Source organism: Bradyrhizobium vignae, from assembly GCF_004114425.1.
Classification (GTDB): domain Bacteria; phylum Pseudomonadota; class Alphaproteobacteria; order Rhizobiales; family Xanthobacteraceae; genus Bradyrhizobium; species Bradyrhizobium vignae.
The window spans coordinates 26,190-43,165 of sequence record NZ_RDQF01000024.1 but is presented as its reverse complement, the minus strand read 5'-3'; the positions used below and the strand labels follow the sequence as shown (position 1 = coordinate 43,165).

General features: G+C 62.2%; 13 protein-coding genes. 6 read left to right on the top strand and 7 right to left on the bottom strand.

What is annotated here, in order from left to right:
• Nucleotides 1-72 precede the first annotated feature (72 nt).
• The 4 genes from EAV90_RS21095 to EAV90_RS21080 all read left to right on the top strand — a co-directional run bounded on the left by EAV90_RS21095 (nt 73) and on the right by EAV90_RS21080 (nt 5,575).
• Nucleotides 73-2,094 carry a YgiQ family radical SAM protein gene (locus tag EAV90_RS21095; protein ID WP_129144568.1) on the top strand — a complete coding sequence of 674 codons (2,022 nt, stop codon included), beginning with the start codon at nt 73-75 and terminating at the stop codon, nt 2,092-2,094.
• A gap of 776 nt (nt 2,095-2,870) precedes the next feature.
• Nucleotides 2,871-4,013, top strand: a complete 1,143-nt coding sequence (locus EAV90_RS21090; RefSeq protein WP_129144567.1) for an MBL fold metallo-hydrolase — start codon at nt 2,871-2,873, stop codon at nt 4,011-4,013.
• 397 nt (nt 4,014-4,410) lie between these two features.
• Nucleotides 4,411-5,001, top strand: a complete 591-nt coding sequence (locus EAV90_RS21085) for a PAS domain-containing protein (protein ID WP_164937038.1) — start codon at nt 4,411-4,413, stop codon at nt 4,999-5,001.
• Nucleotides 5,002-5,353: 352 nt separating this feature from the next.
• Nucleotides 5,354-5,575: a hypothetical protein gene (locus tag EAV90_RS21080; RefSeq protein ID WP_129144565.1), complete on the top strand. Its 222-nt coding sequence runs from the start codon at nt 5,354-5,356 to the stop codon at nt 5,573-5,575.
• A gap of 525 nt (nt 5,576-6,100) precedes the next feature.
• Here EAV90_RS21080 and EAV90_RS21075 read toward each other — a convergent pair.
• From EAV90_RS21075 to EAV90_RS21055, 5 genes are all read right to left on the bottom strand, one after another.
• Entirely contained in the window at nt 6,101-6,400 is a 300-nt protein-coding gene (locus tag EAV90_RS21075; protein ID WP_122406971.1) for a hypothetical protein, read from the bottom strand.
• Between the two features lie 160 nt (nt 6,401-6,560).
• A complete protein-coding gene (locus EAV90_RS21070) occupies nt 6,561-6,776 on the bottom strand; it encodes a dodecin family protein (RefSeq protein ID WP_122405984.1) in 216 nt (71 codons plus the stop codon).
• Between the two features lie 365 nt (nt 6,777-7,141).
• Nucleotides 7,142-8,455 (bottom strand): adenylate/guanylate cyclase domain-containing protein, encoded by a 1,314-nt coding sequence (locus EAV90_RS21065; RefSeq protein ID WP_129144564.1) that lies wholly within the window; start codon nt 8,453-8,455, stop codon nt 7,142-7,144.
• A gap of 277 nt (nt 8,456-8,732) precedes the next feature.
• A complete protein-coding gene (locus EAV90_RS21060; protein ID WP_122405987.1) occupies nt 8,733-9,212 on the bottom strand; it encodes a DUF2269 family protein in 480 nt (159 codons plus the stop codon).
• Nucleotides 9,212-10,486 carry an SDR family oxidoreductase gene (locus EAV90_RS21055; protein ID WP_129144563.1) on the bottom strand — a complete coding sequence of 425 codons (1,275 nt, stop codon included), beginning with the start codon at nt 10,484-10,486 and terminating at the stop codon, nt 9,212-9,214. The genes EAV90_RS21060 and EAV90_RS21055 overlap by 1 nt, the downstream gene beginning before the upstream one ends.
• A 384-nt stretch (nt 10,487-10,870) precedes the next feature.
• Here EAV90_RS21055 and EAV90_RS21050 point away from each other — a divergent pair, with 384 nt between their 5' ends.
• Together EAV90_RS21050 and EAV90_RS21045 are read left to right on the top strand one after the other, a co-directional pair.
• Complete coding sequence (locus EAV90_RS21050; RefSeq protein ID WP_129144562.1) at nt 10,871-12,406, top strand: PAS domain-containing sensor histidine kinase; 1,536 nt, start codon at nt 10,871-10,873, stop codon at nt 12,404-12,406.
• Between the two features lie 341 nt (nt 12,407-12,747).
• Nucleotides 12,748-13,770, top strand: a complete 1,023-nt coding sequence (locus EAV90_RS21045) for an LLM class flavin-dependent oxidoreductase (protein ID WP_122405989.1) — start codon at nt 12,748-12,750, stop codon at nt 13,768-13,770.
• A 29-nt stretch (nt 13,771-13,799) separates the two neighbouring features.
• Here the strand turns inward: EAV90_RS21045 and EAV90_RS21040 are convergent, their stop codons facing one another.
• A complete protein-coding gene (locus tag EAV90_RS21040; protein WP_129144561.1) occupies nt 13,800-15,119 on the bottom strand; it encodes an aminotransferase class V-fold PLP-dependent enzyme in 1,320 nt (439 codons plus the stop codon).
• Between the two features lie 323 nt (nt 15,120-15,442).
• Entirely contained in the window at nt 15,443-16,969 is a 1,527-nt protein-coding gene (locus tag EAV90_RS21035; protein ID WP_164937037.1) for a hypothetical protein, read from the bottom strand.
• Between the last annotated feature and the right edge of the window lie 7 nt (nt 16,970-16,976).

Genomic DNA, 16,976 nt, shown 5'->3' with positions numbered 1-16,976 from the left:
CGGCTGACCGTCGCACCCGGCGACACATCGATCGGTTGAATTCGTGGCCTCGGGGCCCTATGCGTAGGCGCCATGGACACCCAGATGATCACCGCCGAAAAACCGCTGATGGCCCGGGCGCAGCCGCGCAAGCCGGCGCCGTTCCTCCCGATGAGCCGCGCCGAGATGGATGCGTTCGGCTGGGATGCCTGCGACATCGTGCTGGTGACGGGGGATGCCTATGTCGACCATCCGAGTTTCGGCATGGCGATCATCGGCCGCCTGCTGGAGGCGCAGGGCTTTCGGGTCGGCATCATCGCGCAGCCGGACTGGCACTCGGCCGAGCCGTTCAAGGCACTCGGCAAGCCGCGGGTGTTCTTCGGCGTCACCGGCGGCAACATGGATTCCATGGTGAACCGCTACACCGCGGACCGGCGCCTCCGCAGCGACGATGCCTATACGGCCGGCGGCGAAGGCGGCAAGCGGCCGGACCGCTGCACCATCGTCTACGCCCAGCGCTGCCGCGAGGCGTTCAAGGACACCCCGATCGTGCTCGGCGGCATCGAAGCCTCGCTGCGCCGGATCGCGCATTACGATTACTGGTCCGACAAGGTGCGCCGCTCGGTGCTGGCCGACGCCAAGGCGGACCTCTTGCTCTACGGCAATGCCGAGCGCGCCGTCGTCGAGGTGGCGCATCGCCTCGCCGCCGGCGAAACGCCGCGCGAGCTGGACGACATCAGGGGCGTCGCGCTGTTCCGCAAGGTCCCCCAGGATTACGCCGAGCTGCACGCCGACGATCTCGATTCCGCCGACGAAGGCGCAACGCGCCAGAAGGGCTTGACCGTGATCCGGCTGCCCGCGCTGGAGCAGGTCGAGCAGGACCGCGAGGCCTATGCGCGCGCCTCGCGCGTGCTGCACCGGGAGAGCAATCCCGGCAACGCACGGCCGCTGGTGCAGCGTCATGGCGACCGCGATCTCTGGCTCAACCCGCCGCCGATCCCGCTCACCACCGAGGAGATGGACGCGGTCTACGACCTGCCTTACGCGCGCGCCCCGCACCCGTCCTACGGCGATGCCAGAATCCCCGCCTGGGAGATGATCAAATTCTCGGTGACGATCATGCGCGGCTGCTTCGGCGGCTGCACCTTCTGCTCGATCACCGAGCATGAGGGCCGCATCATCCAGAACCGCTCGGAAGGCTCGATCCTGCGCGAGATCGAACGCATCCGCGACAAGACGCCGGGCTTCACCGGCGTCATCTCCGACATCGGCGGCCCCACCGCCAACATGTACCGGATGGCGTGCAAGGACCCGAAGGTCGAGGCGGCGTGCCGGCGGCCGTCCTGCGTCTTCCCCGAGATCTGCCCGAACCTCAACACCTCGCATGACGATCTGATCCGGCTCTATCGCAAGGTGCGCGAGACCAAGGGCATCAAGAAGGTGATGGTCGCTTCCGGCGTGCGCTACGACCTTGCGGTCGAGAGCCCCGAATACATCAAGGAGCTCGTCACCCATCACGTCGGCGGCTATCTGAAGATCGCGCCCGAGCATACCGAGCGCGGCCCGCTCGACAAGATGATGAAGCCGGGCATCGGCGCTTACAACAAGTTCAAGCGGATGTTCGATGAAGCGGCCGAACGCGCCGGCAAGAAATATTATCTGATCCCCTACTTCATCGCGGCGCATCCGGGCACGACCGACGAGGACATGATGAACCTCGCGCTCTGGCTCAAGAAGAACCGCTATCGCGCCGACCAGGTGCAGACCTTCCTGCCCTCGCCGATGGCGACCGCCACGGCGATGTACCACACCGGCGTCAACCCCTTGCGCGGCGTGCGCCACGGCGGCAGCGACAAGGTCGAGGCGATCAAGGGTCTGCGCCAGCGCCGCCTGCACAAGGCCTTCCTGCGCTACCACGACCCCGACAATTGGCCGGTGCTGCGCGAGGCGCTGAAAGAGATGGGCCGCGCCGACCTGATCGGCTCGCAGCCCCACCAGCTCGTCCCCGCCCACCAGCCGCCCGGCACCGGCAAGGCCGCCGGCACGCGGCGGCCGGTGCGTCCGGGCGGCAAGACGCAGCGGTTCACGACCAAGGGGCTGAGGGTGATGAAGTAGCGGGCGAAGGCCGGATCAGGTCCGGTTCGGCGTGGCGCTTTCGCACCTCCAAACAAAAAGCTCGAAAACAACCCCATGCACAGTAGCCGGGGGCAGCAAAATCAACGGCTTACAGCGCGATGAAATGGGATGGATCGCCACCGCGCCTTCGCTCGTCGATCAAGCATGATCTTTTCGAAAGGCCGCTGCGCATTCTGCTGATTTTACGAAACTGTTGCACCGTCGGGCAAAACAGGAGCAGGATGGCAGCATCGGAAGAACCAGGATAGCGCGAGCCCCGCGCAGCTCCGTATCAAGAGTTTCCAAGGCTACGCGGAAGTCAGCCGCCTTCAGCGTGATAGGAGGCTCGCAATCCATTGCAGACTTGGCGGCTGCAGGTGAGATCGCCTTGCGAGACCGAATGAGAGCCGAGCACTCGCGGCGGAATGATTGATGCTTCGTCGAAGGCGCAGAGTACCGGTGGGGTGACTCCGGGCCGCACACGCTGAGCAAGCTGAGGTCGCCTGTAGCGCTAAGGCGAAGATCGAGATCGCGTCCGGCACGTCAGCAGTTAAGGCCATACCGGACGCGCCGAGGATGTAGCTAAGTCGACGCGATTGACCCGGAGCAGACCAATGCGACTCGCCACACTATCCCGCGCGGGATAGGATGCGTCCAATCCTCATGTGCGGGCTGCCAGGCGCTGGCGTGTTCGGCACCCCAACGCCTCCGCCCCGGAGCGCGGTTGCGCATGACGCCTTGCGGCAGCGAAGGCGACGCAAGGTGAGGATTTGACCATGTTAATTTGCTCGTGCAACGCAATTCATCGACGCGACGTCGTGTGCGGCGGCGGCGCGGCCCTGTTCAGCGCCATTGTGGCCACGCTGATCGGCAGCGGGAAGCCGGTGCGCGCAGAAACGATCACCGGCAAGGTTCCGGAGATCGAGCGCGTGGCAGTGCGCGTCGTCGTCGACAGCTACCAATTCGCTGTGGCACCGAGCCGGAAGATCGCCGATGTCGACATCGAGCACTTCGGCTGGGGCATCGGCGAAGGCAAGCCGCCCGGCAAGACGCTGATCAGTGAGTTCGGCCTGTCGATGCATGTCGAGTCGCGGCGTGGCGCCGAAACACGAAATATCCTGGTCGACTTCGGCTTCACCCCTGATGCGCTGGTGAATAATGCCCATCTCGTCGGCATCGATCCGGCTGCGCTCGACGCCCTTGTCTTGAGCCACGGTCACTACGATCATTTCGGCGGCCTCGCCGGCTTCCTGAAGCAGAACAACGGCAAGTTCAAAGCCAAGCTGCCGATTTACATCGGCGGCGAGGAGGCATTCTGCTCGCGGGAATGGACGGCTCCGCCGGTGCGCGGCGACTTCGGAGCCCTGGATCGAAAAGCACTCGAAGACGCCAATGTTGCGGTGACGTATGTAGAAGGGCCGGCATCGGTTGCCGACCACGGCTTCTCCACCGGCCCTATCGGTCAGACGAGCTTCGAGAAGCTGCTCTCGCCCAGCGCCATGAAGATCGGCGTGGACCACGGCATTGGATGCTATGCTGACAAGCTTCCGGAGGACGAACGGACGAAGGCTGTCATCCCGGACCAGTTCCGGCACGAGATCGCCACCGCGTTCAATTTGAAGGGTCGCGGGTTGATCGTATTGACCTCCTGCAGCCATCGGGGGGTCATCAACGCAATCAAACAAGCCCAAGCGGCTTCGGGTATTAGCAAGGTTCATGCGGTGATCGGCGGTTTCCACCTCGCACCCTACAAGGAGGACTATGTGCGCGAGACGATCGCAGCGCTGAAGGGTCTCGATATCGACTACGTCATTCCACTGCATTGCACTGGTGAGCCGTTCTACGAAATGGCAAAGGCCGAGATGCCGAACAAGCTCCTGCGCTCCTACACGGGCACACGCTTCATCTTCCATGCCTGAGCGATAAGGACACACGCAATCCTCGCGCGCTCGCCGAACGGGGAGCAATTGCTGGCCGCTCGCGGGTACTCAACATTGGCTCGCGCCCTGTGGGATAGCTTTTTGCATTGCAAAAGCCCAGCGTAGCCCGGCGCAAGGCCGCCGCCACTTCTAAAGCGCGATGAGATTTGGATGAATCGTCATCGCGCTTCAGGCTGTTGTTTTGCGCATGATCTTCCGGAAAACCGCTTCGCACTTTTCCGGATCATGCTTTAGGGAACGCCGCGCGGCGCAATGGTTCCACCCATTCACAAAGGGTTTGCGACGGCTTACTTTCCGAGCACGGCATTTTGCCCGGAAATCACGAGCCAAAGATATGAGAACTATGCAACCGAACTTCCGGTCCCCGGAAGCTTTGATGGCTGAAGCACAAGACGCGTGGCATCGGCTGTTCGAGCATTCCCCTGTCCCGGTACTGTTGCTCACGCCGGACTTGAAGATAGTGGATGCCAATGAGAGCTATCTTCGAGAGGTATTGCGTACGCGGGACGCGCTGGCTGGCCTGCACATGTTCGATGCATTTCCCGACAACCCGCATGTCGCACTCGCGGATGGGGTAAGTAATCTGGCCGCATCATTTGAGAAGGTGCTCCACGAAGGGCGCGGGCACGTGATGCCTCTGCAACGGTATGATATCCTACCAGACGGACGGCCTTGGCAGGTGCGCTATTGGCTTCCGAAAAACTGGCCTGTGGTGGATGAAAAGGGATCGATAGTCGCGCTCGTCCATCATGTAACCGACGCGACCGCAGCCGTTCTGATGCGAAAGACCAACGCGACCGCATCCGTTCGGACGAGCTCAGACGCACGTTTCTTAGACCTCTTGCAAAGAGCCGATAAGGCAATTTTGGAAGCGGGAGAGACCATAAGGAAAACGCAGGAAGCCATTTTGAGAGCCCGCGCCGAAATGGACTATGTGCGTTCTAGGAGGTTGTTGAAGCCAATATGATTTCGATTTGATCTGGTCAAACCGGGGCGATCTCCCGCCGGTCCAGTAATTTCCGTTATTGGCCCCCGCCCCCAGCTGCCCTTGTCGCCGGCGGTTCTGCGTCCTGGCAACGGGACCTGGTCGCGCTTCCGCCTGTCACAGGGAACGCCGGGATGGTGTTGCCAGGTCTCCGCTTTTTCCGTCTCTCGTCTCTCGACAAAGAGCACGATGCTCGTCACTTGGCGTCGGGACGCGCGGCTATTGTATTGCGCTGGGCCGCAAAGTGCTATCGGAAAATCCTCGACCCAACATTCCAAAGACCCCGCAGCACGAGATCAAAAAACCATCACCTCAGCAGCCTGATGGCTTTCGGATGCAAGCAGCTGTCGATAGAAAAAGGAAGGCGCAGGAGCGGCAATCTTTTGAGCGGCAACAGCTATCAATTGCCAACAAACACGTAGCGAAAGCTGAACGCGTGATCGAAGAGCAAGTGGCCTTGACCGAGAACCTACGACGCGACGGTCAAGACACGAAGCTCGCGGAGGAAACGTTGCGGGTATTCGAGGCCAATCTCCAAGTAATGCGCGAACACTGAGAACTCATCGTTAGGGCCATCGAGGAGGCCGACGAGGGACTTCAAGGCAACCTCATCAATGGGCCGTCGGTGTTGGCTCCGCATGGGTAAAGAAGGAACCGATTCGGTCGGACCTTGTAAGGTCCAGTGATCAAGCCAGCCCGTTGTCGATCTGCTCAATCGTTCTGACGACTATCTCTCGATGCTCACGCAGTGTCTTTAGATTGTGCTCAAAGCCCGTGAGCATCTCCTCCGCAACTTTGGTGCCGTGACCGTTTCCTCCTCGTCTTCGTCGGGATCCCTGGGTGGCATCACGATGCGCGTCAGCATGAGTAGTGTCCGGCCGACCGCTGCAGTGGAAAATGCTTCGGAGGTGTGTTGCTTCATGTCCGTGTGCTCCTTGAAAAATATGCGCAGTCGCAAAGTCTTTGCCGGCAAACGCCGGTGCCAGGCGCGATCGTCGCCAACGCGATGCGGGTCAGGTTGACTGCGTCATGAGCGGGCGGCAGGCCATGCAGCAGGCAGCGTATTCGGCCACTTGATGCCTCAGGACCCATTAGGCTCTATGTTTACCAAAACCTCGCCGGCAGCGATTTCAGGAACTCCAAGATCGAGGTCAGGTAGACTGGCTTGAACAAATGCCAGTATTTTGGCGTTCGCTGCGTTGGCGCTTTCGCGGTCGTCAAATATCATCACGGCGATACCGACACCATCGCCCGCATCCAGCACATGATAAGATCTGAATCCGTGCGATTGCCTTAGGATCTCACCAACGCCGCTCTTAGCGCGACGAGCGGCGTCCGCTACCGAACGAACCTTGCTGTACTTGCGAATGACCATGTACATGGAGTCACCACGTGCCATACGCCCCTTCGCATCAAACCATTTCGGTCTTAGTCGGACTAGTGCCAACTTCCGGGATGGGCCACGGCGTCCGGTTGGGCGGATCGCAATGCGCCTTTTCCAACGAGCCATCCTCGCCCGGGAAGGGGCGAGGTACTGAGGCTCAGGAGCCCTCGAACTTGAACGATACGTTGAGCTTGGCGCGATAGGCCTCGACTTTTCCCTTGTCATCCAGTTGCATATCGAGCTTGACGACCTCTGCAATGCGAAGATCCCGGAGAGATCTGGCAGCTTGGTCGACCGCATTAGCGGCCGCCTTCTCCCATGAGTCGGTGCTGGTACCGACCAGTTCTATGACCTTGTAGACGCTATCGGGCATGTTCGTCCTCCTAATCGGTAGGAGCAGGAAGTCTAGCACCAGGATCTCGACTCTGATACGTCTCGGGGATGCCGCGGAAAGGGTCCGATTGGCTGTCACTTTCCTGTTCGACCCAAAGAAGAACTCGGGTTGTCCTGTCGTGGATTACGTTCACATTTTCAGCCCGGACCAACGCGGCTGGATCCCGAGTGTAATTTTGCACGCCAACGTCGTCATTGCCGCTAAGGTTCTGATCCATGACGCGATGGCACCGCGGAAGCATCAGCAGCACGGCTGACTCTGGCGTGTGCCGAGACCTCACGGACTACCAACTCGAAGCGGTGCTTTTGAACCCATTGCAGACCATGTAACGCCGATAGGCGTCTCTATCGCTCCACTGCATAGATGCGCCACTCACCGGGGATACCCTTGAGTGAGCGGGTGCCCCGATCGTTGAAGCGCAAACCAGAGCCGGCCACCAGATCTTTGACTGTGCTCGAAACCAAAACCTCGCTGCCGGCGGCAAGCGCGGCGACCCGCGCGCCTATGTGAACAGCAATACCGCCAACATCACTACCGATCATTTCGCACTCGCCTGTATGAAGCCCAGCACGGACCTCGATCCCAAGCGGTCTCATTTCCTCGACAATAGCGCAAGCGCAGCGAACACCGCGGGCTGGGCCGTCAAAGGTGGCGAGAAAACCGTCTCCAGTCGTTTTCACTTCATGGCCTCGAAAGCGCGCGAGGTTGCGCCGGATCGTCGCATGATGGCCGTCGAGAAGGTCGCGCCAGCGTTGATCGCCAAGTGCAGCGGCTTTCTCGGTTGAGCCTACAATATCGGTGAAGAGAACCGTGGCGAGGACGCGGTCAACCGAGACCGGAGATCTTGAGCCAGTTAAGAATTCTTCGATCGCATCGAAAATTTCGTCTGCGTTTTCTCCCACGTAGAAGATGTGGTCGCTTCCGGGCAGCTCAAAAAGACGGGCTCCAGGAATGTGCGCCGCCACATCGCGCCCACCTTCTACACTAACAGTTTTGTCTCCAGTCCGGTGAATCACGAGGGTTGGTACTCGAACGGCCGGAAGAATGCCGCTGATTTCAATTTGACTGTTCATGCTCATGAGAGCCTTCACGGCGGCGGGGCTGGCACCAAGACGCTCGTTGCGGCCCCACCAGCGTTGAAAAGCGGCGTCGTTTGCGCGCGAAGGCGCGAATTTCTGCACGCTTCCGCCCGTACCCCATGCCTGCTCAACGTAGCCGAAGAACGCTTCGAGTGCCTCTTTGGTCGGAAACCAGTAGGAAAATCGTGAAAAGCTGCCGTAAAGTATCAGCGCGCGACACCGGTCGGGATAGGTTGCGGCAAACAGGACCGACAGCGGCGCGCCTTCAGATATCCCAAAGAGTGCCGCTTGCTCCATGCCGGCGGCGTCCATGACGGCTCGAAGATCATCCATACGCTGGTCCAAGCCGGGGAGCTCTCCGCCGCGATCCGACATGCCGGTCCCGCGCTTGTCGAAAGTTACCACTCGGGCGTAGCTACCCAAACGGGTCAAAAAGCGAGCGAGATCGGGCTCGTCCCAATAATTCTCGACGTTCGACACGAACCCCGGAACCATAATCAGATTTACCGGGCCGCTGCCAAACAACTGGTAGGCGATGTGAACGTCACCGCTTTTGGCGTATTGCGTAGCCGGTTGCATTGGTGTCCTCACTGCTTGACCGGATTTACCCTGCCTATTCTGAAGCCTGACCCGACGATTGAAAAGCAGCAAGTCCGCAGTGTCGCCTGTTGGCCCGAATGCAAAGTTCGCGCGGCATTCCGCGTTGTCGGCTCAGGGAGTTAGACCGGAAATGACCGGCCAACCTCCGAACGGCGCTTGTGCCCCATCTCGGACATGACTCATTGCCCGGGCCGCCGGACCTCATCTTCGTTCCTCCGGCTGGTGGAACGCCTTCAATCCTAGAATGGCAGTCGATTTAATCCCAGTACGGAATAGCTGGGCGGGCGATCATCAGCCAGAAGATCACCAGAACGGCTGCGAACGCCGGGAATCCGAAGACGAACCACCAACGGAAGAGCTGATGATAACCGGCTGGCAGCTTGGTGCTGGTCGCGACCGCACCGACGGCAAGATCGCGCATTTGCATCTGCATCCACACCACCGGCAGCCAGAAGGCGCCGGTCACCAGATACAACGCGATGGACGCCGCGATCCAGCCATCCCGAAGCGAATACCCGCTCGACCATGCGAGCCATGTGCCAGTGATGGGCTGCAGGATCACGGCACTCGCCGTAAACAGAAAGTCGGCCAGCACGACGGTCCGCGCAACCCCGGCGATCTCGCGCGGGTCTCCGCGCAGATGTGCCACCAGCATGAAGAAGGCGATGCCGGCACCCGTGCCGAGCAAGACTGCAGCACCGATGATGTGCACCATCTTAACAAGGAGATAGAGCATCAGCGATCTTCCCGGATCGCCATGGCGACCAGATTGAGCATCAGCACCGGCCAGATCTTCAGCATTGGCCCAAGCGGCTCGGCCCACAGCCGCGGCACCAGCGCCGAGCCGATCACGACGTAGGTCAGCGAGATGATCAGTGCTGCCCACAGCCCATAGCGGCACAGAGGCCGCCAAAGAATAGCAAGGCCAATGACGATGTCGGCGAGCGCGCCTGCGAGGACGGTGAGGGCCGCGCCCTTTTCTGGGAGCCCGCCTTCCCGCAGCAACGAGATTCCGATTTCCCAGCCCGGGCCGAGCGAAATGATACCGGTGACGATCCAGAACAGGCTGAAGACGGCGAATATTGCCGGCTTGAGCGCATATAGCCGGGCAAACCAGCGTTCCTGCACCGAGGCGGGTTCGCGTGCGAGCGCGACTTCGAGATCGCGCGGTCTGATGCCGGTAAGCTGACGCCAGGGCTCGGGATCGCCGGTCGCGCCGCGTCGCATTTCTGCCTGCGCGGTCGTGTTGATGGGTGTTGCCCAACCCAGCATCTGCGCGACGTCACCCGCGCGATAGGCGGCCGAGGCCGCCCAAGCCGGCAGGTGCAGGCGGTAAGCGGGCCTCCAGCGCAGCCAGCCGCGAAACAGCGCCACCGCGTCACTGAAGGCCATCCGCGCTGGACCCGCCAGATCAAGTGCGAGGCGGGAGGGCGCGCCCGGTCGCAGGAAGAACACCACCGTCTCAACCACGTCGTCGAGATGCACGGGTTGAACAGCTGCGGTGTCGGGCATGACGGGCAGGATCGGGAGCGACGCCAGACCTCGCAACAGCGCGCTGCCACCATAGGCGGGCCGGCCCACGACGACGGAAGGCCGCAGTATGACCCAATCGAGATCCCTTGCCATCAAGGCGGCTTCGCCTTCCTGCTTGCTGCGGGAAAAATCGGTCAGGGCACCGCGATTGCTGCCGATTGCCGAGAAAAGGATGATGCGGCGCACGCCCGCGCCTTCACATGCCGCATAAAGCGCCGCGCTGCCGGCGACGTGAACGCCTTGAATGTCCTGTCCCTGCAAGGCTCCCGCCGCGTTGATGACGGCATCGATGCCTGCAAGAAGTCTCTTCCATCTCGACGGATCGGTGGTCCGAGCGACGTCCAGGGTGATATGGCGCGTGGCGGGCGCAGCCGCCGGATGGCGCGACACCAATGTGCATTCATGCCCTTCGGAGGACAGCCGCGCGTAGATTGCCGATCCAACAAGTCCTGTACCGCCAACGAGAAGGATGCGCATTGACTCGTCCTTGACCGGCAGCGGGGTAGCGCGAACCGCCGATCAAACTCTGAAGATGCAGACGAATAAAGCGGGGCTGGTGCGATCGTTCCTCGCAGTGGAACTGGTGAATTGAGGAGAGCGGCTGCTCATTTGGCATTTGATGGAACCGGAGTCAGCGCGCGGGGTGGGCCGTCGCGGCGGCCAGGGACGGCCCGTATACGTCAGTATAATCGTCACGAGGCATATTCCTGGCCGATCATTGGGCGCTGCGAGGCCAGGTTCGGCCCGCCGTGCATCGGTAGCGATCGCCAGCGCTGTTTGCCACTCCGGGCAAGAGACGGGCCCGCACTCCGGTAGAAGAAGTGCCTCGACTGATCCATCGCTCGTGAGCAAGAGGTGATCATGCAACATCCGATTCAAGTGCCGTCGGTCGCGCTCGATTCGAATGAGCGCAAGCGCCCCGAGGAGGCGCTGCGCGAGAGCGAGGAGCGCTTTCGCACGCTGGTGCAATTCTCCTTCGATGTGTACTGGGAAACTGACGCGCAGCATCGCTTCATCCGCCAGGAGTTCGCTGAGACACTTGCCGAGCCGCCCGTCTCCGAAATCGGCAGGACACGATGGGAGGTCCCTTATCTGGAACCTGACGCAGAGGGCTGGCGCAAGCACCGGGAGATACTCGATGCCCACCTTCCGTTTCGCGATTTCGAGCTCGCGCGGCCGACGCCCGACGGCGGCAAGCGTTATGTGTCCGTCTCCGGGCTGCCCATCTTCGACGACACCGGGCACTTCATCGGCTACCGCGGTGTCGGGCGCCACATCACGGAGCGCAAGCGCGCCGAACAGGCGCTGATCGAGAGCGAGGCCCGTTTCCGTACCTTCGTGGACCACGCGACCGACATGTTCATGCTCCACAGCGAAGACGGTCGCGTTCTCGACGTGAATCGAAATGCCTGCGAAAGCCTCGGCTACGGCCGGGGCGAACTGGTCGGGGCAACTGCCTCCTTCTTCGATCTGCAGATGGATCAAGCGGCCTGGCGGATCAACCGCGACCGCCTCAAGGCCGGCGGCATCGCTACGCTCGAGAGTCGCTATTGCCGAAAGGACGGCACTGTGTTTCCCGTCGAAATCCGTATGCGGGAATTCTGCGAAGGCGGCCGGTCACAGATCATTTGTCTGAGCCGCGACATAACCGAACGCAAGCGAACCGCCGAGACGTTACGCGAGATGCAGGCTGAACTAACCCGCGCCAACCGCGCGGCGGCAATGGGCCAGGTCACGGCTTCGGTGACACACGAACTAAGCCAACCAATCACCGCGACGCTCTGCAACGCAGAAGCCGCACTCAGCTGGCTGGAAACGCAACCTCCGGATTTCGAAAAGGCACGGCAGGCGCTCGCATCCATCGTCGCGGAAGCCAACCGAGGCGGCGAGATCATCGGCTGGATCCGTTCCCTGATCAAGAAAACTCCGGCACCGAAGGAGAGCGTCGATATCAATGGTGCAATCCTGGACGTGATCACCATAGCCCGGAGCGAGCTGCTCAAGCATGATGTCTCGATCCAGACCGACCTCGCTCCGGGCTTGCCGCTCGTGAAAGGCTATCGCGTCCAGCTGCAGCAGGTCGTTCTGAATTTGATCCTCAACGCGATCGAGGCAATGAACTGCCTCGACGTTGGCGGACGGGAGCTGCGGATCAGCACGGCTGAAGATGCCTCGGGTCGCGTCGTCGTCGCCGTGCGGGATAACGGTCCCGGACTTGACGGGGCATTGGTTGACCGCCTGTTCGAGCCCTTCTACACCACCAAGCCGGATGGCACCGGCATGGGCTTGTCGATCTGCCAATCGATCATCGAGGCGCACGGAGGACGACTTTGGACGCGTGCGAATGAACCGCGGGGGGCCGCGTTTCTGTTTAGTCTGCCTTCGGAACAGGGGTGATCCACGTCGCTTTTCATGAGCGAGCGCTGCGCAGGCCGGAGCCCACGACCTCAAATCCATCCACGCCACGGACGCGTGGTCCTTCGATCACACCTGCCGGAGCAGCGCAACGGGATCGGCGAGTTCGTTCGCGTGTCAGAGCGGGGAGCGTCCGCCGTCGGCGCGAAGCGGACGTTCCGTTCGTCACGCACGTCTCAGAAAGGTGCGAAATGATGGCGCTGTCTGCTTAGGTCCGCTTCCCCCCAAGAAGCCGCCCTCGCGAGTCCACGCCTTTCCAGTCTGCCCAACTTTCCTCCGGGCGAGGTATCGCAAACTCCCGTGATCATGCTTACCTTGGCGCGATGAAAAAGATCGGATTCCTCTCCTTCGGGCACTGGACGCCCTCGCCGCAATCCCAGACGCGCTCGGCCAGCGATACGCTGCTGCAATCGATCGAGCTGGCCGTCGCCGCGGAACAGTTAGGGGCGGACGGCGCCTATTTCCGCGTGCATCACTTCGCGCGCCAGCTCGCCTCGCCCTTTCCGCTGCTCGCGGCCGTCGGCGCCAAGACCAGCAGGATCGAGATCGGCACGGCCGTGATCGACATGCGCTATGAGAACCCGCTCTACATGGTGGAGGACGCGGGAAGCGCCGACCTCATCGCCGGTGGCCGGCTGCAGCTCGGCATCAGCCGCGGCTCGCCCGAGCAGGTGATCGACGGCTGGCGCTACTTTGGTTATCGCCCGGCAGAGGGCCAGAGCGATGCCGACATGGGCCGGCGCCACGCCGAGGTCTTCCTCGACCTCCTGCGTGGCGAAGGTTTTGCCGAGCCCAATCCGCAGCCGATGTTCCCCAATCCGCCGGGGCTGCTGCGCCTGGAGCCGCATGCGCAGGGCTTGCGCGAACGGATCTGGTGGGGCGCCGGCTCGAACGCGACCGCCGTATGGGCGGCCAAGCTCGGCATGAACCTGCAGAGCTCGACGCTGAAGAACGACGAAACCGGCGAAGCTTTTCACGTGCAGCAGGCCGCGCAGATCCGCGCCTATCGTGCCGCGTGGAAGGAGGCGGGCCACGCCCGCGAGCCGCGCGTGTCCGTCAGCCGCAGCATCTTCGCGCTGATCGACGATCGCGACCGCGGCTATTTCGGCGGCGAGCGCGGAAGCGAAGACCAGATCGGCTTCATCGACCCGCGCACGCGCGCGATCTTCGGCCGAAGCTATGCGGCGGAGCCGGATGTGCTGATCGAGCAGTTGCGGCAGGACGAGGCGATCGCGGAAGCAGATACGCTGCTGCTGACGATTCCGAACCAGCTCGGGGTCGATTATTGCGCGCATGCGATCGAGGCGATCCTGACGCATGTGGCCCCGGCGCTGGGGTGGCGGTGAAATAACGGGAAGGATGCCCTTCCCCGCTCTCACCCCGTCTTCGTCCCCGTGATGACGGCCAGCGCCTCGACGAGGCGGTCGAGATCGGTCTCGTCGGTGAAGAGAGCCGGCGTCACACGGATGCACTGGCCCCTGGCGACGCCCGCCCGGCGCACCGTCATGATCTTGTGGCTGTCCCGGAGCTTCGCAACGATGGCCTCGTTGTCGGCCTTGCCAGTCTTGCCGGCAAGACGGAAGGACGTGATCGCGCCATATGAGCCGGCTTCATCCGGCGTCAGGATCTCGATGTCCTTGAATCCGCGGACGCGGCTCACCCAATGGTCGCGCAAATGGCGCAGGCGGGCTTGCTTCGCCGCCGCGCCGATCTGCTGATGCAGCGCCACGGCCGTGGGCACCGTCAGCACCGTGGCGAAATTGACCGTGCCGGTATGCACCCGCGAGCGGATGTCCTCTTGCGGAAAATCCTCGTCGCCCATGTCGCGATCGATGGCCGCGAGGCGATCCTTCCTGATGTAGAGGAAGCCGACGCCGAGCGGCGCGCCGATCCATTTGTGCAGATTGAAGCCGACGAAATCGGCCTCGAGCTCACTCACCCGGAAGTCGATCTGGCCCCAGGAATGGGCGGCGTCGACGATGGCGTCGATGCCCTTGGCCTTCGCCATGCGTGCGATCTCGGCGACCGGCATGACGAAGCCGGTGCGATGGCTGACATGGGTCAGCAGCAGAAGTCTCGTCTTCGGGTTCGCCTCGATGGCGCGGGCATAGGCGTCGAGCACCGCCTGGCGCGTCGCGGGCTCCGGCACGTCGAACTTGACCACGTCGACGCCGCGGCGCGCCTTCAGCGCGTTCATGGCATATTGCATCGAATCATAGTCGAGGTCGGCGTAGAGCACGGAATCGCCGGGCTTCAGCCTGTTGTAGCCGCCGATGAGGAGCTGCAGCGCTTCGGTCGCGCCGCGGGTGAGCGCGATCTCATCGGGCGCGGCATCGACCGCTTCCGCCACCTTGGCGCGCACGGCCTCGAAATCCGTACCCGCACGCAGCCGCGCATAATAGGTGTTCTGATAGTTGACCATGTCGGACTGGCGGATGAACTCGCGCCTCACCGGCTCGGCCATGATGCCCCAATAGCCGTTCTCCAAATTGACGACATCGGGCGTGACGGAATAGAGCCCCTTCACGGCCGCCCAATAGGCCTTGTCGGTGGCGACAGCGGCCGCCGGACCGGTCGGCTGCGCCGGAAGGCCCTCGGCGGCAAAAGCCGGTGCCGCAAGCGGCGCCACCGCTGCTGCCGCGAGGCCCTTGAGCATCGAGCGGCGGTCAGCCGAAATCGTCTTGATCAGTTGCATGTCAGCTCTCCCCAGAGCGTTTTCGAGCGACGTGGCGTCCGGCTCGCATCAAGAAAACGCGTCAAACGATCATCCAGGGCCCCGTTTCGATGTCAACGAAATGGAAGAGGCCCTGGCGCGCGGCGAAAAGAGCAACGGACGATGCAGCTAGGATGACCGGAGCATGACAATGCGATGATCGGGACGGCTCGGCCAATGTCGGGCTTCACTAAAGCGCGATGGAATCAGGATGAATCACCATCGCGCTTCAGGTTATTGTTTGAGCATGATCTGTTCGGAAAACCGCTGCACACTTTTCCGGATCATGCTTTGGGAGCGCCGAGCTATGTCACGGGCTGGTAGCGCGTGATCTGCTCGAGCCCGGCTTCCTCGCCGGCGACCGTCTGCATCCTCACATGGCTGCCGATGACGAGGCCAGCGAGCGAGAGCATCAGGCCCAGCGCGAGAGGCGCGAACAAGGCCTCTTCCTGAAACAATCCATTGAGCAGCACGACCATGACGCCGAAGCCGGCGAGGCCCTGTGTGAGATAGCCTGACGATGCGTAGAGGCGCCAGGCCTTGAGGGCCATCGCGGAATAGAAGGCCAGTGGCACGAAGGCCGCGATGCCCATCTGGTACAGGAGGACGCCGATCGCGCTTTCGACCGCGCCGTCAATCGTCCCGGCCGCCTGCGCGGCGCCCCAATCGATCGAAAAATAGCTCTCCGACAAATTGCCGCCGACGCCGAGACCCCGGCCGAGCGGTCTCTCCACAAATCCGTTCAAGCCGCCCATGAGACCGATGATGTGATAGTCGCCGATCTGCAGGCCGACGCGAATCGCGAGAATCGCGAACGCGATGAGGCCCAGGATGCCGAGCAACAGCGTCACCACGGCGCCGAGCAGGCGGGTCGACATCCAGGCCGCGGCCACGAAGATCACCACGATGAGCGCTCCCTTCACGCTGCAAAAGACCAGGAGCGGCAAGGCCGCGAGGGCGAGGAATGGACGTCCCACCGAGAACAGGAACAGGGCGAGAAAGCCGATCCCGTAGGCGAAGCTGATCGGATGCATGTTCGGGCCGTGGATACGCAGCATCTTCGACAGGCCGAATCCTTCGAGCAGAGGCGTGTTCAGGAAGTCGAAGCTGAAACGGTCCTTCAGGTCGACGGGCACGTTTCCGGTGGCGCGCATCTGGGCCTCCCAGACGCCCGAATGGGTCGCCTTGAGCTCGTCAAAGCCCCAGAAGGCATGACCGTTGGTGATGGCCAGCCAGACGTCCCGGAACGCGAGCTCGACGTAGCCGCACAGAATGAGGATGACCGCGAGCGTCACCAGGAACGGCGTGATGCGCACTTCATAGGTCGCCGCCGTCAGCAGCGAGACCTGAAACAGAAATAAAGGAAGCACGATGTTGCGCAGATAGACCGCGGCGGCCTGTCCGTTCTGGCCGAAGCCGATCGCGAAATACAGCGACACCACGGCGAGCGTGGCGACACCCCAGCGCATGATCCTGTTCACGTCGCTCGACTGCTTCCACCGGCCCAGCACGTACAGAGCGAACGTCGCCAGCCACATGACGGAGCAGACGAGGAAATTGTAGCCCTTGATGAAGTCGAGATCGGACGGGAGCGGGACGAGAGGCGACAGGATCGAGACGAACAGATTCTGGAAGAACAGGACGAAGATCGCGACGGCCGGCGCATAGGTCGGGACCGCAACGACGATGGCGATGCCGATGAGGACCTCGACGGTGATAGCCAGCGCCGGATTGGCGAGGTGCAGAACCGGCGCAAAGCCGATCGTTGCCGTGGCGATGCAGAAGGTCGGGACCAGCTCGCGCCAGGCCGGCGGCGATGGTCCGGCCTGCATACTCCGA

What these genes read in the sequence shown, in the direction of transcription:
- EAV90_RS21080 (WP_129144565.1), top strand. Translation starts at nt 5,354, where the DNA reads ATGCAAGCAGCTGTCGATAGAAAAAGGAAGGCGCAGGAGCGGCAATCT.
- EAV90_RS21070 (WP_122405984.1), bottom strand. Translation starts at nt 6,776, where the DNA reads ATGCCCGATAGCGTCTACAAGGTCATAGAACTGGTCGGTACCAGCACC.
- EAV90_RS21035 (WP_164937037.1), bottom strand. Translation starts at nt 16,969, where the DNA reads ATGCAGGCCGGACCATCGCCGCCGGCCTGGCGCGAGCTGGTCCCGACC.
- EAV90_RS21060 (WP_122405987.1), bottom strand. Translation starts at nt 9,212, where the DNA reads ATGCTCTATCTCCTTGTTAAGATGGTGCACATCATCGGTGCTGCAGTC.
- EAV90_RS21045 (WP_122405989.1), top strand. Translation starts at nt 12,748, where the DNA reads ATGAAAAAGATCGGATTCCTCTCCTTCGGGCACTGGACGCCCTCGCCG.
- EAV90_RS21085 (WP_164937038.1), top strand. Translation starts at nt 4,411, where the DNA reads ATGGCTGAAGCACAAGACGCGTGGCATCGGCTGTTCGAGCATTCCCCT.
- EAV90_RS21090 (WP_129144567.1), top strand. Translation starts at nt 2,871, where the DNA reads ATGTTAATTTGCTCGTGCAACGCAATTCATCGACGCGACGTCGTGTGC.
- EAV90_RS21075 (WP_122406971.1), bottom strand. Translation starts at nt 6,400, where the DNA reads ATGTACATGGTCATTCGCAAGTACAGCAAGGTTCGTTCGGTAGCGGAC.
- EAV90_RS21040 (WP_129144561.1), bottom strand. Translation starts at nt 15,119, where the DNA reads ATGCAACTGATCAAGACGATTTCGGCTGACCGCCGCTCGATGCTCAAG.
- EAV90_RS21095 (WP_129144568.1), top strand. Translation starts at nt 73, where the DNA reads ATGGACACCCAGATGATCACCGCCGAAAAACCGCTGATGGCCCGGGCG.
- EAV90_RS21065 (WP_129144564.1), bottom strand. Translation starts at nt 8,455, where the DNA reads ATGCAACCGGCTACGCAATACGCCAAAAGCGGTGACGTTCACATCGCC.
- EAV90_RS21055 (WP_129144563.1), bottom strand. Translation starts at nt 10,486, where the DNA reads ATGCGCATCCTTCTCGTTGGCGGTACAGGACTTGTTGGATCGGCAATC.
- EAV90_RS21050 (WP_129144562.1), top strand. Translation starts at nt 10,871, where the DNA reads ATGCAACATCCGATTCAAGTGCCGTCGGTCGCGCTCGATTCGAATGAG.